The sequence below is a fragment of the Pseudomonas extremorientalis genome, from assembly GCF_001870465.1.
GTDB classification, from domain to species: domain Bacteria; phylum Pseudomonadota; class Gammaproteobacteria; order Pseudomonadales; family Pseudomonadaceae; genus Aquipseudomonas; species Aquipseudomonas extremorientalis.
Window position 1 is genome coordinate 35220 of record NZ_MDGK01000063.1, and the last position, 19600, is coordinate 54819.

11 protein-coding genes are annotated in these 19600 nt (G+C 61.4%); 5 read left to right on the forward strand and 6 right to left on the reverse strand.

The annotated features are described in order from the left end of the window. Position 1 precedes the first annotated feature (1 nt). A complete protein-coding gene (gene waaF / locus BFN10_RS27205; protein ID WP_071492320.1) occupies positions 2-1036 on the reverse strand; it encodes a lipopolysaccharide heptosyltransferase II in 1035 nt (344 codons plus the stop codon). 54 nt (positions 1037-1090) lie between these two features. Beyond that, positions 1091-4030: a bifunctional [glutamate--ammonia ligase]-adenylyl-L-tyrosine phosphorylase/[glutamate--ammonia-ligase] adenylyltransferase gene (gene glnE / locus BFN10_RS27210; RefSeq protein WP_071492321.1), complete on the reverse strand. Its 2940-nt coding sequence runs from the start codon at positions 4028-4030 to the stop codon at positions 1091-1093. Between the two features lie 383 nt (positions 4031-4413). Between glnE and aceE the strand changes: the two genes are divergently transcribed. The 4 genes from aceE (at position 4414) to msrA (ending at position 12435) form a co-directional block, all read left to right on the forward strand. After that, the gene (aceE, locus tag BFN10_RS27215; protein WP_071492322.1) at positions 4414-7059 is read left to right on the forward strand and encodes a pyruvate dehydrogenase (acetyl-transferring), homodimeric type; all 2646 of its coding nucleotides are present in this window, start codon (positions 4414-4416) and stop codon (positions 7057-7059) included. Between the two features lie 11 nt (positions 7060-7070). Beyond that, the gene (gene aceF, locus BFN10_RS27220; RefSeq protein ID WP_071492323.1) at positions 7071-8705 is read left to right on the forward strand and encodes a dihydrolipoyllysine-residue acetyltransferase; all 1635 of its coding nucleotides are present in this window, start codon (positions 7071-7073) and stop codon (positions 8703-8705) included. A gap of 315 nt (positions 8706-9020) precedes the next feature. Next, positions 9021-11714 carry a putative bifunctional diguanylate cyclase/phosphodiesterase gene (locus BFN10_RS27225; RefSeq protein ID WP_071492324.1) on the forward strand — a complete coding sequence of 898 codons (2694 nt, stop codon included), beginning with the start codon at positions 9021-9023 and terminating at the stop codon, positions 11712-11714. A 73-nt stretch (positions 11715-11787) separates the two neighbouring features. Beyond that, positions 11788-12435: a peptide-methionine (S)-S-oxide reductase MsrA gene (gene msrA / locus BFN10_RS27230; protein ID WP_071492325.1), complete on the forward strand. Its 648-nt coding sequence runs from the start codon at positions 11788-11790 to the stop codon at positions 12433-12435. Between the two features lie 283 nt (positions 12436-12718). On the opposite strand, the gene BFN10_RS27235 is transcribed toward msrA, so the two are convergent. Beyond that, complete coding sequence (locus BFN10_RS27235; RefSeq protein WP_071492326.1) at positions 12719-13555, reverse strand: 23S rRNA (adenine(2030)-N(6))-methyltransferase RlmJ; 837 nt, start codon at positions 13553-13555, stop codon at positions 12719-12721. A 174-nt stretch (positions 13556-13729) separates the two neighbouring features. Here BFN10_RS27235 and BFN10_RS27240 point away from each other — a divergent pair, with 174 nt between their 5' ends. Next, positions 13730-15007 carry an O-acetylhomoserine aminocarboxypropyltransferase/cysteine synthase family protein gene (locus tag BFN10_RS27240; RefSeq protein ID WP_071492327.1) on the forward strand — a complete coding sequence of 426 codons (1278 nt, stop codon included), beginning with the start codon at positions 13730-13732 and terminating at the stop codon, positions 15005-15007. Here BFN10_RS27240 and BFN10_RS27245 read toward each other — a convergent pair. The 3 genes from BFN10_RS27245 to putP form a co-directional block, all read right to left on the reverse strand. After that, positions 14993-15676 (reverse strand): DUF4123 domain-containing protein, encoded by a 684-nt coding sequence (locus BFN10_RS27245; protein ID WP_071492328.1) that lies wholly within the window; start codon positions 15674-15676, stop codon positions 14993-14995. The genes BFN10_RS27240 and BFN10_RS27245 overlap by 15 nt on opposite strands. A gap of 26 nt (positions 15677-15702) precedes the next feature. Further along, complete coding sequence (locus BFN10_RS27250; RefSeq protein WP_071492329.1) at positions 15703-17676, reverse strand: type VI secretion system Vgr family protein; 1974 nt, start codon at positions 17674-17676, stop codon at positions 15703-15705. Positions 17677-17880: 204 nt separating this feature from the next. Continuing rightward, positions 17881-19365 carry a sodium/proline symporter PutP gene (putP, locus tag BFN10_RS27255; RefSeq protein WP_071492330.1) on the reverse strand — a complete coding sequence of 495 codons (1485 nt, stop codon included), beginning with the start codon at positions 19363-19365 and terminating at the stop codon, positions 17881-17883. Between the last annotated feature and the right edge of the window lie 235 nt (positions 19366-19600).

The following is a 19600-nucleotide window of genomic DNA, read 5'->3' on the forward strand; positions in this document are numbered from 1 at the left end:
ACTATCGGACCTCGACCGCAGAGCCCTGCAACCGCTGCAAGGCCTCGTTCACCGGCTGTGGCAACAACTGGCGCATGCAATTGTAGTGGCCGAAACGGCAGGTACGGTCAAAACACGGGCTGCACTCCAGGCCCAGGCGCACCACTTCGACCTGATCGGCCAAGGGCGGCGTGAAGCCCGGCGAGGTGGAGCCATACACCGCCACCAGCGGGCGGTTCAGCGCAGCGGCCACGTGCATCAGGCCGGAGTCGTTGGACACCACCGAATCGGCGCAGGACAGCAGGTCGATGGCCTCGGCCAGGGACGTGTCGCCACTGAGGTTCACTGCCTCTTCACGCAGGCCGGGGATCAGGCGCTGACGAATATCTTCACCTACCGGATGGTCCTTCTTCGAACCGAACAGCCACACCTGCCAGCCTTCGCGGATCTTCGCCTCGGCCACCTTCGCGTAATGCTCCGACGGCCAGCGCTTGGACTCGCCAAACTCGGCGCCGGGGCACAAGGCCAACACCGGCCGGTCCAGGGTCAGGCCGAACTTGGCCAGGGCCGCGTCGCGGCTCAGCGGATCGATCTGCAGGCTCGGGCGCGGATACGGCTTGGGCAACTCGGCACCCGGCTCATAGGCCAGGGCCATGAAGCGTTCGATCATCAGCGGGTAGCGGGCTTTGTCCAGCGTCCGCACGTCATTGAGCAGCACGTAGCGGAACTCGCCGCGCCAGCCGGTGCGCTTGGGGATACCGGCAAAATACGGCACCAGCGCCGACTTGAGCGAGTTGGGCAGCAGGATCGCCTGGTCGTACTCACCCGCCAGGGACTTGCCGATGCGACGGCGGGTTGCCAGCTCCAGGGCACCGTGGCCGAGCGGGAAGCTCAAGGCCTTGCGCACCTCGGGCATGCGCTCAAGGATCGGCCGGCTCCACTCGGGGGCGAGCACGTCGATCTGGCAGTCCGGGTAACGCACGCGCAGGCACTGGAAGAGTGTCTGCGCCATCACCATGTCACCGACCCAACTGGGCCCAACGATCAGAATATTCATGTAGTTTCCACAAACGATGCGGGGAGGCTTATGCCTCCCCGCCGTAATAGTGTTTCAGCTCAGCCCCAGCGCCTGCCAGATTCGCATTACCTGGCGCCGTTCGTCGGCAAACTGATCCCCGGCCACTGTACCGGCCTCGTTCTGCAAGGCCTGGCGGTGCGCGGCGGATCGGTAGGCCTTATACACCTCACGCAGCAGATGGGCATCGGCGGCGGGCATCAAGCCTACCTGCTCCAGGCCTTCCAGAATGCGGATATTGTCGGTGTAGCGCAGCAACGATGGATGTTGCGCAGACCACGCCAAAGCCGCGTATTGCACCATAAATTCAATATCGACGATACCTCCGGCGTCCTGCTTGAGGTCGAACAGCGCCGTGGCTTCGAAGGCATTGGCGCCGGTGCCGGCCGCCGTGCCCTTGGTGCCCAGGTTGTCACGCATCTTGGCGCGCATCTCGCTGACCTCCTGGCGCAGCTTCGCCAGGTCCCGCTCCTGCCCCAATACCTTAGCCCGTACCCGCTCGAACGCCTGGCCCACATCCTGGCTGCCCACCAGCACCCGCGCACGGATCAGGGCCTGATGCTCCCAGGTCCAGGCTTCATTTTGCTGATAGCGCTCAAACGCCCCCAGCGAACTCACCAACAAACCGGATGCGCCGGAAGGTCGCAGGCGCATGTCCACTTCATACAACTGGCCCGAGTTGGTCTGGGTGGTCAGCAGGTGGATGATGCGCTGGCCCAGGCGCGTGAAGAACTGCGCACCGTCGATAGGCTTGGCGCCATCGGTTTCCGCCTGGGGATCACCGTCGTGGATAAACACCAGGTCCAGGTCCGAACCATGCCCCAGTTCTATACCGCCGACTTTCCCATAACCGACAATGATAAACCCAGGATCGCACAGGGTGCCGTCCAACCGCTGCGGCGAGCCATGGCGCGCCACGGTCTGGCGCCAGGCCAGGGCCAGCACTTGTTCGAGGATGGCCTCGGCGAGCCAGGTCAGGTAGTCGCTGACTTTCATCAGCGGCAGGCTGCCGGCGATCTCCGAGGCCGCCACGCGCAGGCGGTGGGCCAGCTTGAAGTGCCGCAGGGCTTCCATCTGTTGCTCAAGGTCATCTTCGGGGATGCGTGTAAGACGCTCGCGCAGTTCGGCGGCCAGTTCCGGCGCCAGCGGTGGCTTGAACAGGCGGCCTTCGTTGAGCAATTCGTCGAGCAACAGCGGGAAACGGGTGATCTGCTCGGCGATCCACGGGCTGGCGGCGCACAGGGTCAGCAGGCGGCGCAGGGCATCGGGGTTTTCCGTGAGCAGCACCAGATAAGCGGAACGCCGGGCGACGGCTTCCACCAGCGGCAACACGCGCTCCAGCACCAGGTCCGGGTTGGCGTGCTCGACCGCCTGGGCAAGCAGGCGCGGTATAAAAGCATCCAACCGTTCGCGCCCCAAACGCTGCATGGCACGCAGTTGCGGGCTGTTGCGCAGGCCGGCCAACGCCTTGAGCGCCTTGGCCGCGTCGGTAAAACCACCTTCGGCCAACTGACGGCAGGCCGCCTCTTCATCCTGGGATTCCTCCCAAAGCGGCAACCACTCACCGCCCACCACCAACTCGCTTTCTTCGCCCTCTTCTTCATCCGGATCGGCGATCACCTGGCGGAAGTGCCAGTCCACCCGACCGCGCCAGTACATCAGGCGCTCGTGGAAAGCGTCCCAATCGGCAAAGCCCAACATAAAAGCAATGCGCGCCTGGTCTTCGGGGCTGTCCGGAAGCATTTGTGTCTGGCGATCGGCAATCGCCTGGATCGCGTGCTCGGTGTAACGCAGGAATTCGTAGCCATTGCGCAATTCGGCAATCACCGCCGGCGGCAGGTAACCCTGGCCTTCCAGGGTGCCGAGCACCTTGAGCAGCGGGCGCTGTTGCAGGCTCAGGTCGCGGCCGCCGTGGATCAACTGGAACGCCTGGGCGATAAACTCCACTTCGCGGATGCCGCCCGAGCCCAGCTTGATGTTGTCGGCCATGCCTTTGCGCCGTACTTCCTGCTGAATCAACTGCTTCATCGTGCGCAGCGCTTCGATGGCGGAGAAGTCCAGGTAGCGGCGATAGACGAACGGCCGCAGCATGTCGAGCAGTTGTGCACCGGCCACCTGGTCGCCGGCCACGACCCGCGCCTTGATCATGGCGTAGCGTTCCCAGTCACGGCCCTGATCCTGGTAATACTGCTCCAGCGCGTTGAAGCTCAGTACCAGCGCACCGGCCGAGCCGTAGGGACGCAGGCGCATGTCGACGCGAAACACAAAGCCGTCAACGGTGATCGGGTCGAGGGCCTTGATCAGTTTCTGACCAAGGCGGATAAAAAACTCCTGGTTATCCAGGGCGCGTTTCACACCCACCGTCTCGCCACCTTCCGGGTAGGCGAAGATCAAGTCGATATCCGACGACAGGTTCAACTCCACCGCACCGAGCTTGCCCATGCCGAGGATCACCATGTGCTGCGGCTCGCCGCTGCGCCGCCCGGTGGGCGTGCCGAACTGTACGCAGTGGCGTTGGTACAGCCACTGGTAGGCCTGGTCGATGCAGGCGTCGGCCATGTCGGAAAGGTCGCGGCAGGTTTGCACCAGGTCGGCCTGGCGGGTCAGGTCGCGCCAGATGATGCGCACTTGCTGGCGCGTGCGCTGGCGACGCAGCACACGGCCGAGTTCATCTTCTGTTTCGACTTGTTGCACGGCGCCAGCAATCTGCCCGCACAGCTCGCCGGGCGCAAAACCCCGGTCCAATTCGCCCCAGGCGGCCAGTTCGAGCAACATCAAAGGGTCACGAACACTCTGTTCAATGACGAAATCACTGGCGGCGCACACGCGGGCGAAGTCGGCCCACCGTTGCGGCGTCCACGCAGAAAGTCCATGATCGTCGTCCAGCGCGGCCACTGCGTCACGAAATGACTGCTCGGCCCGCTGGGCTTTTGGCAAGAGAATGGCCGGTAGTTGGGCCAGTGTTGGAAGGCTCATGGTCTATCCTTGATCGGCGTGTAATTGGCTACGTGTTGTGAACGCAAGGACCACGCTCTATGAAGGACTGTCGAACAAAGGTTAGAAATAGCTGAAATTAATTTCATTTTGGCAGCCAACATCAAGCTTTCACCTTTTCTTGTTCGCAAAAGATCAACAATAACGATTATGCTCACCAGCCAGACCGAGCCATACGCTCAGTCTTGTGTAGTTTTACTACTCGTATATACATTCGAAAGGCTGAAATGGCCGACGATTTGTAGTAAAACTACAGGACGCCGAAGCAACCTTCGGCCATCCAAGAATTTATGTCGTCTGCCCACAAGGCCAGTCGCAAACTTCAGGCAACCGATTCTGGTAGCCTTTCCGCCCTGGAGCAAGCCATGCAAGACCTCGATCCCGTCGAAACCCAGGAATGGCTGGACGCCCTGGAATCGGTTCTCGACAAAGAAGGCGAAGACCGTGCTCACTACCTGATGACCCGTATGGGCGAACTCGCGACCCGCAGCGGCTCGCAACTGCCTTACGCCATCACTACGCCATACCGCAACACCATCCCCGTTACCCACGAAGCACGCATGCCTGGCGACCTGTTCATGGAACGCCGCATTCGCTCGCTGGTACGTTGGAACGCCATGGCGATGGTAATGCGCACGAACTTGAAAGATTCGGACCTGGGCGGTCACATCTCCAGCTTCGCTTCCAGCGCAACCCTGTATGACATCGGCTTCAACTACTTCTTCCAGGCCCCGACCGACGAACACGGCGGCGACCTGATCTACTTCCAGGGCCACACCTCGCCAGGCGTCTACGCCCGTGCGTTCATGGAAGGCCGCATCAGCGAAGAACACATGAACAACTTCCGCCAGGAAGTGGACGGTAACGGCCTGTCGTCGTACCCGCACCCTTGGCTGATGCCTGAGTTCTGGCAGTTCCCGACCGTTTCCATGGGCCTGGGCCCGATCCAGGCGATCTACCAGGCACGCTTCATGAAGTACCTGGAAGCCCGTGGCTTCATCCCTGAAGGAAAGCAGAAAGTCTGGTGCTTCCTGGGCGACGGCGAGTGCGACGAGCCGGAATCCCTGGGCGCCATCTCCCTGGCCGGCCGCGAGAAGCTGGACAACCTGATCTTCGTCATCAACTGCAACCTGCAGCGCCTCGACGGCCCGGTTCGCGGCAACGGCAAGATCATCCAGGAACTCGAAGGCGTATTCCGCGGCGCCCAGTGGAACGTGACCAAAGTCATCTGGGGCCGTTTCTGGGACCCACTGCTGGCCAAGGACGTCGACGGTATCCTGCAACGTCGCATGGACGAAGTCATCGACGGCGAGTACCAGAACTACAAGGCCAAGGACGGCGCGTTCGTCCGCGAACACTTCTTCAACACGCCTGAACTCAAGGCGATGGTTGCCGACCTGTCCGACGACGAGATCTGGAAACTCAACCGTGGCGGCCACGACCCGTACAAGGTCTATGCGGCGTACCACGAAGCGGTCAACCACAAAGAACAACCGACTGTCATCCTGGCCAAGACCATCAAGGGTTATGGCACCGGTGCCGGCGAAGCGAAGAACACCGCGCACAACACCAAGAAAGTCGATGTCGACAGCCTGAAGTTGTTCCGCGACCGCTTCGACATCCCGGTCAAGGACGAAGAACTGGAAAACCTGCCGTTCTTCAAGCCGGAGCCGAACAGCGCCGAAGCCCGCTACCTGGCCGAGCGCCGCGCCGCACTGGGTGGTTTCGTGCCACAGCGTCGCGCCAACAGCTTCAGCGTACCGACGCCGGACCTGAGCACCCTCAAGGCTATCCTTGACGGCTCGGGCGACCGTGAAATCTCCACCACCATGGCCTTCGTGCGGATCCTCGCGCAGCTGGTCAAGGACAAGGACATCGGCCCGCGCATCGTCCCGATCATTCCGGACGAAGCCCGTACCTTCGGTATGGAAGGCATGTTCCGTCAGTTGGGCATCTACTCCTCCGTCGGCCAGCTCTACGAGCCAGTCGATAAAGACCAGGTGATGTTCTACAAGGAAGACAAGAAGGGCCAGATCCTCGAAGAAGGCATCAACGAAGCGGGCGCAATGAGCTCCTTCATCGCTGCCGGTACTTCGTACTCCAGCCACAACCAGCCGATGCTGCCGTTCTACATCTTCTACTCGATGTTCGGCTTCCAGCGTATCGGCGACCTGGCCTGGGCAGCAGGCGACAGCCGTACCCGTGGTTTCCTGATCGGCGGCACCGCCGGTCGTACCACGCTGAACGGCGAAGGCCTGCAACACGAAGACGGTCACAGCCACATCCTGGCTGCCACCATCCCGAACTGCCGCACCTTTGATCCAACCTACGGCTACGAGCTGGCGGTGATCATCCAGGACGGCATGAAGAAGATGACCGAAGAGCAGCAGGACGTTTTCTACTACATCACCGTGATGAACGAGTCCTACCAGCAGCCAGCCATGCCGGCCGGCGTGGAAGAAGGCATCATCAAGGGCATGTACCTGCTCGAAGAAGACACCAAGGAAGCAGCGCACCACGTACAACTGATGGGCTCCGGCACCATCCTGCGCGAAGTGCGTGAAGCGGCCAAGATCCTGCGTGACGAGTTCAACGTCGGCGCCGACGTATGGAGCGTGACCAGCTTCAACGAACTGCGTCGCGATGGCCTGGCCGTAGAGCGTCACAACCGCCTGCACCCTGGCCAGAAGCCACAGCGCACCTTCGTTGAAGAGTGCCTGACCGGCCGTAAAGGCCCGGTGATCGCTTCGACCGACTACATGAAACTGTTTGCTGAACAAATTCGCCAGTGGGTCCCGTCCAAGGAATTCAAAGTCCTGGGCACCGACGGTTTCGGCCGCAGTGACAGCCGCAAGAAGCTGCGTCACTTCTTCGAAGTTGACCGTCACTTCGTGGTGTTGGCAGCCCTGGAAGCCTTGGCTGACCGTGGTGAGATCGAACCGAAGGTGGTGGCTGACGCTATCGTCAAGTTCGGGATCAACCCGGAAAAACGCAACCCACTGGACTGCTGAGGAGACTTTTTGTGAGCGAACTCATTCGCGTACCTGACATCGGCAGCGGTGAAGGTGAAGTAATCGAGCTGTTTGTGAAGGTCGGCGACACCGTCGAAGCCGACCAGAGCATCCTGACCCTGGAATCGGACAAGGCGAGCATGGAAATCCCTGCTCCCAAGGCCGGCGTGGTCAAGAGCCTGAAAGTGAAGCTGGGCGACCGCCTGAAAGAAGGCGACGAACTGCTGGAGCTGGAAATCGAAGGTGCCGCTGATGCGGCCCCTGCGCCGGCGGCCCCTGCTGCCGCCGCTGCACCTGCGCCTGCTGCTGAAAAACCTGCCGAAGCGCCTGCCGCTGCGGCTGCCGCACCTGCCGCCGCCACTGTCCAGGACATTCACGTCCCGGACATCGGTTCGTCGGGCAAGGCCAAGATCATTGAGCTGCTGGTCAAGGTCGGCGACACCGTCGAAGCCGACCAGTCGCTGATCACCCTGGAGTCCGACAAAGCCTCCATGGAAATCCCTTCGCCGGCTGCCGGCGTGGTGGAAAGCATTGCGGTCAAGCTGGAAGACGAAGTCGGCACCGGTGACTTCATCCTCAAGCTGAAAGTACAAGGCGCTGCGCCTGCCGCCGCCCCGGCCGCTGCGCCAGCCGCCAAGGCTGAAGCCGCACCGGCTGCCGCTGCACCTGCACCTGCTGCAAAAGTCGAGGCCGCTCCGGCCGCTGCTGCCGCACCTGCGCCAAGCGGTGCCAAGGTTCACGCCGGCCCCGCCGTGCGTCAACTGGCCCGTGAGTTCGGCGTTGAGCTGAGCGCTGTGGCGGCCACTGGCCCTCACGGTCGCGTGTTGAAGGAAGACGTGCAGGTTTACGTCAAGGCCATGATGCAGAAAGCCAAGGAAGCGCCAGCTGCTGGTGGCGCTACCGGTGGTTCGGGCATTCCGCCGATCCGCACCGTGGACTTCAGCCGCTTCGGCGAAGTAGAAGAAGTGCCGATGACCCGCCTGATGCAAATCGGCGCGGCCGGCCTGCACGCCAGCTGGCTGAACATCCCGCACGTGACGCAGTTCGACCAGGCCGACATCACCGACCTGGAAGCTTTCCGCGTTGCGCAGAAAGCCGTGGCCGAAAAAGCCGGCGTGAAACTGACCGTGCTGCCGCTGCTGCTCAAGGCCTGTGCCTACCTGCTCAAGGAGCTGCCGGACTTCAACAGTTCGCTGGCGCCAAGCGGCAAGGCGATCATCCGCAAGAAGTACGTGCACATCGGTTTCGCGGTGGACACCCCGGATGGCCTGCTGGTACCGGTGATCAAGAACGTCGACCAGAAGAGCCTGCTGCAACTCGCAGCCGAAGCCGCCGCGCTGGCTGCCAAGGCCCGCGACAAGAAGCTCACCCCGGACGACATGCAGGGCGCATGCTTCACCATCTCCAGCCTCGGTCACATTGGCGGTACTGGCTTTACGCCAATCGTCAACGCGCCGGAAGTGGCGATCCTGGGTGTGTCCAAGGCGACTATCCAGCCGGTTTGGGACGGTAAAGCGTTCCAGCCGAAGCTGATGCTGCCGCTGTCGCTGTCCTACGATCACCGTGTGATCAACGGCGCCGCCGCTGCGCGCTTCACCCAGCGTCTGGGCCAAGTGCTGAACGATATCCGCACGATCTTGCTGTAAACCGTCACGGCCTCCTCTTCACTGAGGAGGCCTGGCTGTATCGATTTTCGAGCGCCACGCTCGTACCTCAACCCCGCCACTTGGCGGGGCTTTTTTTGCCGGCTTTCAGGCAGGAAACTGGACATACAAGACAGGTTTGTACACCTTCCATCACCTCGATTGCAGAAATCCCTTCCGCAGCCGATAACCCCGTTATAGCACTTAGCCTTCATCCTCTCTTGTCAGCCCGCGCCGCATGATGCAACCTTGCCGCAGGCAACAGAAAAGAGGGCGTGAGCCCGGCGCCGTGCGCGTTATTTCAAGTGAGTCTCCCCCATGAAAAGCCAGCCCGATGTCGCCCGAATGGCGGCCGAGGTAGTGACGCAGTTACCGGTGCCTTCGCGCCTCGGTATGCTGCGTTTCGAGCGGCTTAATGAGGCAAGCTGGGCCCTGCTTTACCTCGACCCCAATTGCGAGCGCCAATTCGGCCTGCCGGCGGTCGAGCTGTGCGCGCTGATCGGCACCCCGTACGCCAGCCTGATGGAGCCCCAGGCGCGCTATCAACTGCATGACATCATCCAGCAGCAACTGAACCAGAGCCCGCACTACCTGGTGCGCTATACCCTGCACACCAGCGACGGCCCGCTGAGCCTGCTGGAAATGGGCGAAGCCTACAAACAACACAATCGCCACCTGCTGCGCGGCTACCTGATGGTGGTCGACGGCCTGTTCAGTGAAATCCCCACTGCCGTGCCCACGGCAGACCTGGAGAACCAGAACAGCCGCCTGCAGATCGCCCTGGAACTCAACCAGCGGGCCCAGCAGGAACAGTTGCAGCACCTTGAGCGGGTGCGCGCCCAACAGGAGTTGATCCTGCTGCTGGCCCGCCAGCGCTACACCACTAACAATTCGCTGCAGGAAGCCGCCGAGCTGATCACCCGCAGCGCCTGCGATATCTACCAGATCGACTGCGCCAGCATCTGGAACCTTGAAGGCCAGCGCCTGGTGCCGATCTCCGCCTACCACCGCGCAGACGGGCAGCATCACTTGCCCGAGCCTATCGACGCCAGCTGCTTCCCGGACTACCTGGAAGCCTTGCACTCCAGCCGGGCCATCGACGCCACCAACGCACTGCGCGACCCGCGCACCCGAGAAATGGCCGACAGCCTGCGCGACAAAGACATCCACGCGATGCTTGACGCGAGCATTCGCGTCGATGGCCATGTGGTGGGCGTGCTGTGCCTGGAGCAAAGCGGCAGCACCCGCGCCTGGCAGGCCGATGAAATTGCCTTTGCCGGCGAGCTGGCCGACCAGTTCGCCCAGGTGATCAACAACCACAATCGCCGCACCGCCACCAGCGCCCTGCACCTGTTCCAGCGTGCCGTGGAACAAAGCGCCAACGCCTTTCTGCTGGTCAACTGCGATGGTGTAGTGGAGTACGTCAACCCAAGCTTTACTGCAATCACCCAGTACAGCGCCGAAGAGGTCCACGGCCACCGCCTGGCCCAATTGCCGGCGCTGGAGAACCTCAGCGAATTGCTGTTCGACGCTCCCTCGAGCCTGGCCAAAAGCAACAGCTGGCAGGGCGAATTCAAGAGCCGGCGCAAGAACCTGGAGCCCTACTGGGGCCAGCTGTCGATTTCCAAGGTGTATGGCGACAACCGTGAGCTGACGCACTACATCGGCATCTACGAAGACATTACCCAGACCAAGCTGGCCCAGCAGCGTATCGAGCGCCTGGCCTACACGGACAACCTGACCAACCTGGGCAATCGCCCGGCGTTCATCCGCAACCTCGATGAACGCTTCGCCCGTGACAGCGACAGCCCGATCAGCCTGCTGCTGGTGGACATCGACAACTTCAAGCGCATCAACGACAGCCTAGGCCACCAGACCGGTGACAAGCTGCTGATCAGCCTGGCCCGGCGCCTGCGCAACAGCCTGAGCACCGGTGGCAGCCTGGCGCGCTTTGCCAGCAACGAGTTTGCGGTGCTGCTCGACGACACCGACCTGGAAAGTGGCCAGTTGGTGGCCAGCCAATTGCTCGCGACCCTCGACAAGCCGATGTTCGTCGACAACCAGTTGATCAGCGTCACCGGCTCCGTGGGCCTGGCCTGCGCGCCACTGCATGGCCGCGACCCGCAGACCCTGATGCGTAACGCCGGCCTCGCCCTGCACAAGGCCAAGGCCAACGGCAAACATCAGGTGCAGATCTTTACCGAAGCGCTGAATGCGGAGGCCAGCTACAAGCTGTTCGTCGAGAACAACCTGCGCCGCGCCCTCACCCAGAACGAGCTGGATGTGTTCTACCAGCCCAAGCTGTGCCTGCGCAGTGGCCGTCTGCTCGGGATGGAAGCGTTGCTGCGCTGGAACCATCCGGAAAAGGGCATGATCCGCCCTGACCAATTCATCAGCGTGGCTGAAGAAACCGGCCTGATCATTCCCATCGGCAAATGGATCGCACGCCAGGCCTGTCGCATGAGCCGACAGTTGACCGCCGCTGGCATGGGCAACTTGCAGGTGGCGATCAACCTGTCGCCCAAGCAGTTTTCCGACCCGGACCTGGTGGCCTCGATCGCCACGATCCTCAAGGAAGAAAAACTGCCGGCCAACCTGCTGGAGCTGGAACTGACCGAAGGCCTGCTACTGGAAGCCACCGAAGACACGCGCCTGCAGCTTGATCAATTGAAGAGCTTCGGCCTGACCCTGGCCATGGACGACTTCGGCACCGGTTACTCGTCGTTGAGTTACTTGAAAAAATTCCCCATCGACATCATCAAGATCGACCGCAGCTTCATCCACGAAATCCCGGACAACCAGGACGACATGGAAATCACCTCGGCGGTGATCGCCATGGCCCACAACCTCAAGCTCAAGGTGGTGGCCGAGGGCATCGAAACCGCCGAGCAACTGGCGTTTCTGCGCCGGCACCGTTGCGATGTGGGCCAGGGCTACCTGTTCGACCGGCCGATCCCCGGCGCCGAGCTGCTGGCGATGCTGAAACGCTACCCGCGCGGCCCTATCGCCTGACAGCGCTGTAACACTCGGGCACACTGGCGGTCTCAATCTTTATTGCTAACTCAACCTGACGAGAGGACTGATCATGGTCTTGCGCTCGGAAATTCTGGTGAACAAAAACGTGCTGCCTACTCAAGAACAAGCTCTGCCTGGCCGTGAAACCCCGATGGCATTGCCGGAGACGCACTTCGTCAATGGCAACCCGCTGCTCGGACCGTTCCTCGATGACGTCGGCTTTGCAATCTTCGGCCTGGGCTGCTTCTGGGGTGCCGAGCGTCGGTTCTGGCAGCGCGATGGCGTGGTCAGCACTGTGGTCGGTTACGCCGGTGGCTACACGCCCAACCCGACCTATGAAGAAGTCTGCTCGGGCCTGACCGGCCACAGCGAAGTGGTGCTGGTGGTGTATGACCAGGCCAAAGTGAAATACGAAGACTTGTTGAAAATGTTCTGGGAACTGCACAACCCCACCCAGGGCATGCGCCAGGGCAATGACATCGGCAGCCAGTACCGCTCAGTGATTTATGCCACCACGCCGGAACAACTGGCGGCGGCGCAGGCCAGCGCCAAGGCGTATCAAGCCGAACTGACCAAGGCCGGCCTGGGTGCGATTACCACCGAAATCGAAGAGGCACCGACGGTGTACTTCGCCGAGGCGTATCACCAGCAGTACCTGGCGAAGAATCCACAGGGCTATTGCGGGATTGGTGGCACCGGTGTGACCTGCCCGATCTAAAGCCGACACGGGTAAAATGTGGGAGGGGGCTTGCCCTAATGCCAGTCAGTTAAGGAGGAACACTGTAACTGTGGCGAGCGGGCTYGCCCMGCGTTGGGCTGCGCAGCAGCCCCAATAAGAGCACTGCAGTGTGCCAGACAGCTCCGGGGCTATGTTTTGGGGCTGCTTCGCAGCCCAACGCGGGGCAAGCCCGCTCGCCACAGGTGACTGGTTGCCCGTTCTGTCCCTTAACTGACCGGCATTATGGCTTGCCCCCTGCCATATTGTTTCTAACCAGGCGTGGTTACTCAGCGATGAGCCAATCCATCTGCCATCCGCCCTGGGTCTGCCCAAGCTTCCTGGACAGCCACGGCAGCAGCTCACGCAGCTCCTCTTCCAGCCCCCACGGCGGGTTGGCGATGGCCAGGCCCGAGCCAGTCAGGGTGTTGGGGGTGTCCAGCGGATGCACCAGTAACTCCACTCGCAGCAACTTCGGCGCGCCGGTGCCGGCCAGGTCCTGGTAGAAACGACGCAACATGCGCTGGTCCTTCACCGGGTACCAGATGGCCGCGACGGTCTGGCGCATGCGGCCCACGGCTTCCTTGAGGGAGGCGGCGCAGCGTTGCATCTCGTCGAGCTTTTCGAACGGCGGGTCGATCAGCATCAGCGCGCGCTTTTCCGGCACCGGCAACAGCGCACGCGGTACGTGCCAACCTTCGCCCAGGTGCACTTTGACGCGGCGGTCGCCCTTCATGTTGTCCTTGAGCAACACGCCGTCTTCCGGGTGTTTCTCATTGAGCAGCACGCGGTCCTGAGGGCGCGTCAGGCGCCGCGCCAGCTCGGGCGAACCAGGGTAGTAGCGCAACTCGCCATCCGGGTTCATCTCATGCAGCACGCGCATGTAATCGGCGGTCAACGGCGGCAGGTCGCTTGCACCCCACAGGCGGGCGATGCCTTCCAGGTATTCACCGGTGCGGTTGGCCTGGTCGCCCTGCAGGTCGTACAGACCGATCCCAGCATGGGTGTCGAGGTAGGCGAACGGCTGCTCCTTGCGCGACATCAGGGCAATGAGGCGGGTCAAGGTCAGGTGTTTGAAGACATCGGCGTGGTTGCCGGCGTGAAAGGCGTGACGATAATTCATGGTTGCTCCTGCGCAGGGGGCGAAGTTTACCTTTTACGCAAGCGTTGGTGCAGGGCAACGTGCCGGGCGGTGCTTATATCGAAAAGACAGGCTTTCACCTGAAAAAAGTCTAAATATCAATGATGACTCGGACTTATTGTGGCGATCCACACTCCAGGGAGGTCCATCACCCTCATGAAAGACGCCACCATCGCACTGCACCACGGCTTCAAGTCGGACCCGACCACCAAGGCTGTTGCTGTGCCGATCTACCAGAATGTTGCCTTCGAATTCGACAACGCCCAGCATGGCGCCGACCTGTTCAACCTGGACGTGCCCGGCAATATCTACACGCGGATCATGAACCCCACCAACGACGTGCTGGAGCAACGCATCGCCGCGCTCGAAGGCGGTATCGCAGGCCTGGCGGTGTCGGCCGGCAGCGCGGCGATCCACTACGCGATCCAGACGCTCACCCGCGCCGGGGACAATATCGTCACCACCCCGCAACTCTACGGCGGCACCTACACCTTGTTCGCGCACTTGCTGCCCAGCTTCGGCGTCGATGTTCGCTTTGCCCGGGATGACTGCGCCGAAGCCATCGCCGAGCTGATCGACGACAACACCAAGCTGGTGTACTGCGAAAGCATCGGCAACCCGGCGGGCAACATCGTCGACCTGGAAGCCCTGGCCAACGTCGCCCACGCGCGCGGCGTGCCGCTGGTGGTGGATAACACCGTGGCCACACCGATCCTGTGCAAACCCATCCGGTTCGGCGCCGATATCGTGGTGCACTCGGTGACCAAGTACATCGGCGGCCACGGCAACTCCCTGGGCGGCGTGATCGTCGACAGCGGCAACTTCCCCTGGACCGACTACCCGCAAAAATTCCCCGGGCTCAACAACCCCGAGCCCGCCTATCACGGCGTGGTCTACACCGAGAAATTCGGCCCGGCCGCCTTCATCGCTCGCGCCCGCACCGTTCCACTGCGCAACACCGGCGCAGCACTGGCCCCGATGAACGCCTTCCTGCTGCTGCAAGGCCTGGAAACCCTGGCCCTGCGCATGGAGCGCCATACTGAAAACGCCCTGAAGGTCGCACAGTTCCTGCAAGGCCATGCCGAGGTAGAGTGGGTCAGCTACGCAGGCCTGCCGGACCACCCGCACCACGAACTGGCGCGGAAGTACTTGCAAGGCAAACCGTCAGCAATCCTTTCATTTGGCTTGAAGGGCGGCTATGAGGCCGGCGTGCGCTTCTATGACGCACTGCGCATCTTCAAGCGCCTGGTGAACATCGGCGATGCCAAATCCCTGGCCTGCCACCCGGCCTCCACCACCCACCGGCAGATGAACGAGCAAGAACAGGCCAAGGCCGGCGTGAAGCCGGAGATGATTCGCCTGTCGGTGGGCATCGAGGCCATTGAAGACCTGATCGAGGATTTGCAGCAGGCGCTGGGCTCAACTCAGCTCTGAGGCCAGGTAATCAGCCAGCGCTTCATGGCTGATACCCGATCGACGCGCAAAGTAGGCGACCTTGTGCTGCAAGGTCGCCGGCGCAAAAGCGGTGTAGAGGTCGGGTCGCTGCTCTTCGAGCCACTGCAACAGGTTACCGACCAGGGTTTGCGGCGATTGCTCCTCCAAGTGCTCCAGCAAAGGTACCGGCACTCGCCACCATGGGCTGGCTTTGGCGGCAGTGACCGGGCCAGTCGCAACAGTCAGCGATTGGCCATTAATGAGGTATCGCGGGAACACCGGCAACAGCTCTTCACCGCAGCGCTGAATGATCGGCAGAAACTGCGCGCCATCCCAAAAGCGCAAAAATACCTCTTGCCCATCGGCCAGGTACACCTTGGTCAGGCTTTGCAGGTGTGCGACCACCACGTCCAATGGGCAGGACGATACGGCCAGCCAGCCCCAATCCGTGGCGTCTGTGGCGGCAGCCCATTCCAGGAACGCGCTACCTGGATCGACGATGCCTACATAGGGCATCACCTCCTCCCAGGTCGCATAGGCCGTACTGGCCCAAACGGGATGCAAAGGCGCTCCGCCGGCCAGCGTTCGCCACGCATTCAAGGGCTGGGCGTCGCTGGCAGCGCCGAGTACTGCGAAGATCTTTTCACCAGCAAGCAAGGGTTGAAGCATCGACGTAGAGTCCTTCTGGGTGGAGGTCAGGTGAGATTGCACTGGCCGTTCCTGCATCGTTCGCACTCTTCGCAAAACGGTGCACTGCGTTTCAGGCTGGCGACCTGCACACGGGACAGCGGAGCCGGGATCACTGCCAACAATTTTTCCTTCACCCCCGGCATCAACGGCGCCGCTACTGCAGCGGGCGCCCCGCCAGGCTGGATCGGCACGCTGCTGAAAATGCCACCGGCAGACAGGGTGATCGACTGCCCACCCGCCTGAATCGTGACGGTCGCGCCCGCGTCGATGACGATGCTTTGTCCTGCGCCTATCTGGATGGTCTGCCCGGCCCGGACCTGCTGCGAACCGCCCACCACCAGATGGTCGTCCTGCTTGAGGTCGGTCAGGCGGTTGCCATGATTTATCCGCTGTTCCTCGCCCTGCACTTCATGGTGCGATTCGCCGTCCACCGTCACCCGATGGTCATGCAGCACATGTTGCGTCCAATCCCGCTGGGCACGCAGATAGATTTCCTCGGCCCCCTTGCGATCCTCGATGCGTAGCTCGTTGTAGCCACCACCCCCAGGGCTGCTCTGGCTGCGCAAGATGCTTCGGGTCTTGTCCGCCGGCAAATCAAGGGGCACCTGTGTTGCCGCATTAGGCAGGCACCCCATCACCAATGGCATATCCGGGTCGCCATTGACGAAGCCCACCAGGACCTCCATACCGACCCGCGGAATCAACACCGAACCGTAACGATCATGAGCCCAACCGCTGGCAACCCTCAGCCAGCAGCTGGACTGATCGTTGCGTTCACCGTTGCGGTCCCAGGCAAACTGCACCTTGACCCGGCCGTACTCGTCACAATGGATTTCACTGTCGGCTGGCCCCGTTACCACTGCGTTCTGGTAACCCGATATGGGCGGCCGCGACATCAGGAGCGGTGTTCGAAACAGCACGTCCCAGGGCGTTACGACAAATTCATTGCTGTAGCCTTGGGAGGATTCATCGCCGTACCCTTCAGGGGCAGATTCCTCAAGCACCTGAGGCTGCCGCCCTGTATGGTGCAACTGAGTGACCAGCCACAAATCATTCCACTCCTGGCGCGGGTGCCCAGCCATCTTCAGGAACTGTCCGGTGACCAACGCCGGCTGGTCGCTATGGCCGCTGGCCTGGCAGTAATCGCTGCGATGACGCTCCAACATGCGTTGCGCCAGGTACTTGCCGCGCTCACGATCCACGAAGTGCCCTGGGTAACGCTGTTCGTTCAGAGTCGGTTGCTGCTTGCTGGAGACTGCGCTTTCCAACGTCAGGTTCGGCTTTTTGAAGTCGTAGTCCCGCAGATTCACCTCACTGGTGCGGGTCTTCAGCCGCAGAATAAAGCGCTTGATCGCAGGCCCATCGGCCACCATCCCGGAGCCGGGTGAATACGGCGTGACGTGATCCGGCTGCGCGAACACACTCTGGTCGTCGCCAAACACCAACAGGTGGCGCTCGGGGCTGTGCTGGAAGTGATAGTGAATGCCCCATTCGACACACAAGCGTTGAATGAACTCCAGATCGGTTTCGCCGAACTGAACACAATACTCACACTCGGGGTACTTGCCGCTCAGATGAAACGCGAAGGCATCAGCCTTGATTGCCTGGGCTTCCAATACCTGCGCAATGATCTGGGGCACTGTTTGTTTCTGGAAGATCCGCTGATGCGTGCTGTGCTCCAGATAAGCCAGCTGCGGCACCAGAGTGATCTGATAGCGCGTAAGGCGCCTGCCCGAATCGCCTTGTGCGACCCGATACACCAGGCCATGAATGCCATGGCCATTGGCATCAAACCCCAGGAACGCCTGGCTGTGCAGCAGGCTCTCAAGGTCCAGGTCGGGTTGCTCGCTGACCAACTCCAGGTCAAAGCGAAAAGGCAGGCTGATGAACTCAGTCCCCATGAACCCCTGGACCTTGAACTCACTGGGCTCCCCATTGAGGGACAGGGTAAAAGCACTCTGATTGGCGGGAGCTAACATCCGGTGTTTCTCTGCAAGGGGTAAGGGGCCGATTCTGCATCACGGCTGCCCTCTGCCGAGCACGCGCCAGACAAATCAGTAAAACCCTACAAAAACGCGTACGAATTCTCTCTGGGTCGGCGTAAAGCACACGCAAAAAAAGGCCCGCTATCCATAGGAAGCGGGCCTCTCTTTCAACTCATCAGGCGCTTAAGGCCCGGCGAATTACTTGTTGAGGTTGTAGTCTTTTTCCGCCGCATCAAAACGCTCGACCATACCCGCAGTCGGTGCGCCCATCTTGCTCACGACGTAGATCGCGAGGCTGGCGAAGATGAAGCCTGGGATGATTTCGTACAGGCCCAGCAGCTCAAAGTGTTTCCACACGATCACGGTGATCGCGCCGACCAGGATACCGGCCAGTGCGCCGTTGCGGGTCATGCCTTTCCAGATCACCGAGATCAGCACCACAGGACCGAACGCGGCGCCGAAACCGGCCCAGGCGTAGCTCACCAGGCCCAGTACGCGGTTGTTCGGGTTGGCGGCCAGGCCGATAGCGACCAGGGCCACCAGCAGCACCATGGCACGACCGACCCACACCAGCTCAACCTGGGAGGCGGTCTTGCGCAGGAAGGTTTTGTAGAAGTCTTCGGTCAGGGCGCTGGAGCACACCAGCAATTGGCAGCTCAGGGTACTCATCACGGCAGCCAGGATGGCCGACAGCAACACACCGGCAATCCATGGGTTGAACAGCAGCTTGGCCAGCTCAATGAATACACGTTCGTGGTTTTCAGTCACAGGACCGGCCACTTCCGGGTGGGCCGAGAAGTAGGCAATACCGAAGAAGCCCACCGCCACGGTGCCGCCCAGGCACAGGATCATCCAGGTCATGGAGATACGACGCGCCTTGGCAATCGACTTCACCGAATCCGCCGCCATGAAGCGCGCCAGGATATGCGGCTGGCCGAAGTAACCCAGGCCCCAGCCCATCAGTGAAATGATGCCGATGAAGGTGGTGTTTTTCAGCATGTTGAAGTTGTCAGGGTTCTTGGCTTCGATGGCCAGGAAAGTGGTGTCGACGCCACCGGTGGCCAGCAGCACGATGATCGGCGTGAGGATCAGCGCGAAAATCATCAGGGTGGCCTGTACGGTGTCAGTCCAGCTCACGGCCAGGAAACCACCGACGAAGGTGTAGGCAATGGTCGCTGCGGCACCGGCCCAAAGGGCGGTCTCGTAGGACATGCCGAAAGTGCTTTCGAACAAGCGGGCACCGGCCACGATGCCGGAAGCGCAGTAAATGGTGAAGAACACCAGGATCACCACGGCGGAGATGATCCGCAGCAGGCCGCTTTTATCTTCGAAACGGCTGGAGAAGTAATCCGGCAGGGTCAGGGCGTCACCGTTGTGCTCAGTCTGGACCCGCAGGCGACCGGCGACGAACAGCCAGTTGAGGTAGGCACCGACGATCAGGCCGATGGCGATCCAGCTTTCCGACAGGCCGGACATGTAGATCGCGCCCGGCAGGCCCATCAACAACCAGCCGCTCATGTCGGAAGCACCGGCCGACAAGGCTGTCACCACGCTACCGAGGCTGCGACCGCCCAGGATGTAGTCGGAAAGGTTGTTGGTGGAGCGATAGGCCATGAAGCCGATCAGCACCATTGCTGCGATGTAGATCACGAACGTGATCAGGGTTGGATTACTAACGCTCATAAGAGTGACGCCCTGGCTTTGTTTTTATGTAGCGGCGGTCTGTCAGACGACAACCCACTGGAAGTAGGTAGACGTAGCTGCGTGCCGCGCATTTATGACTGACGTTTCCCCAGGAAAGCCGCCAGCCGATGAACCAAACCTCAGAGGTGGTTGCACCTTGGGCGCGAATGCTATTCAACAAAGCAAATAAGGTGCAACCAGTTTCGCGAGAATAAGTTGCACCTTGATGTTAAAT

Excerpts from the sequence above, each read along its gene's own strand:
- BFN10_RS27240 (WP_071492327.1), top strand. The coding sequence starts at position 13,730 with ATGAAAGACGCCACCATCGCACTGCACCACGGCTTCAAGTCGGACCCG.
- BFN10_RS27245 (WP_071492328.1), bottom strand. The coding sequence starts at position 15,676 with ATGCTTCAACCCTTGCTTGCTGGTGAAAAGATCTTCGCAGTACTCGGC.
- BFN10_RS27250 (WP_071492329.1), bottom strand. The coding sequence starts at position 17,676 with ATGTTAGCTCCCGCCAATCAGAGTGCTTTTACCCTGTCCCTCAATGGG.
- putP (WP_071492330.1), bottom strand. The coding sequence starts at position 19,365 with ATGAGCGTTAGTAATCCAACCCTGATCACGTTCGTGATCTACATCGCA.
- msrA (WP_071492325.1), top strand. The coding sequence starts at position 11,788 with ATGGTCTTGCGCTCGGAAATTCTGGTGAACAAAAACGTGCTGCCTACT.
- glnE (WP_071492321.1), bottom strand. The coding sequence starts at position 4,030 with ATGAGCCTTCCAACACTGGCCCAACTACCGGCCATTCTCTTGCCAAAA.
- aceE (WP_071492322.1), top strand. The coding sequence starts at position 4,414 with ATGCAAGACCTCGATCCCGTCGAAACCCAGGAATGGCTGGACGCCCTG.
- waaF (WP_071492320.1), bottom strand. The coding sequence starts at position 1,036 with ATGAATATTCTGATCGTTGGGCCCAGTTGGGTCGGTGACATGGTGATG.
- BFN10_RS27225 (WP_071492324.1), top strand. The coding sequence starts at position 9,021 with ATGAAAAGCCAGCCCGATGTCGCCCGAATGGCGGCCGAGGTAGTGACG.
- BFN10_RS27235 (WP_071492326.1), bottom strand. The coding sequence starts at position 13,555 with ATGAATTATCGTCACGCCTTTCACGCCGGCAACCACGCCGATGTCTTC.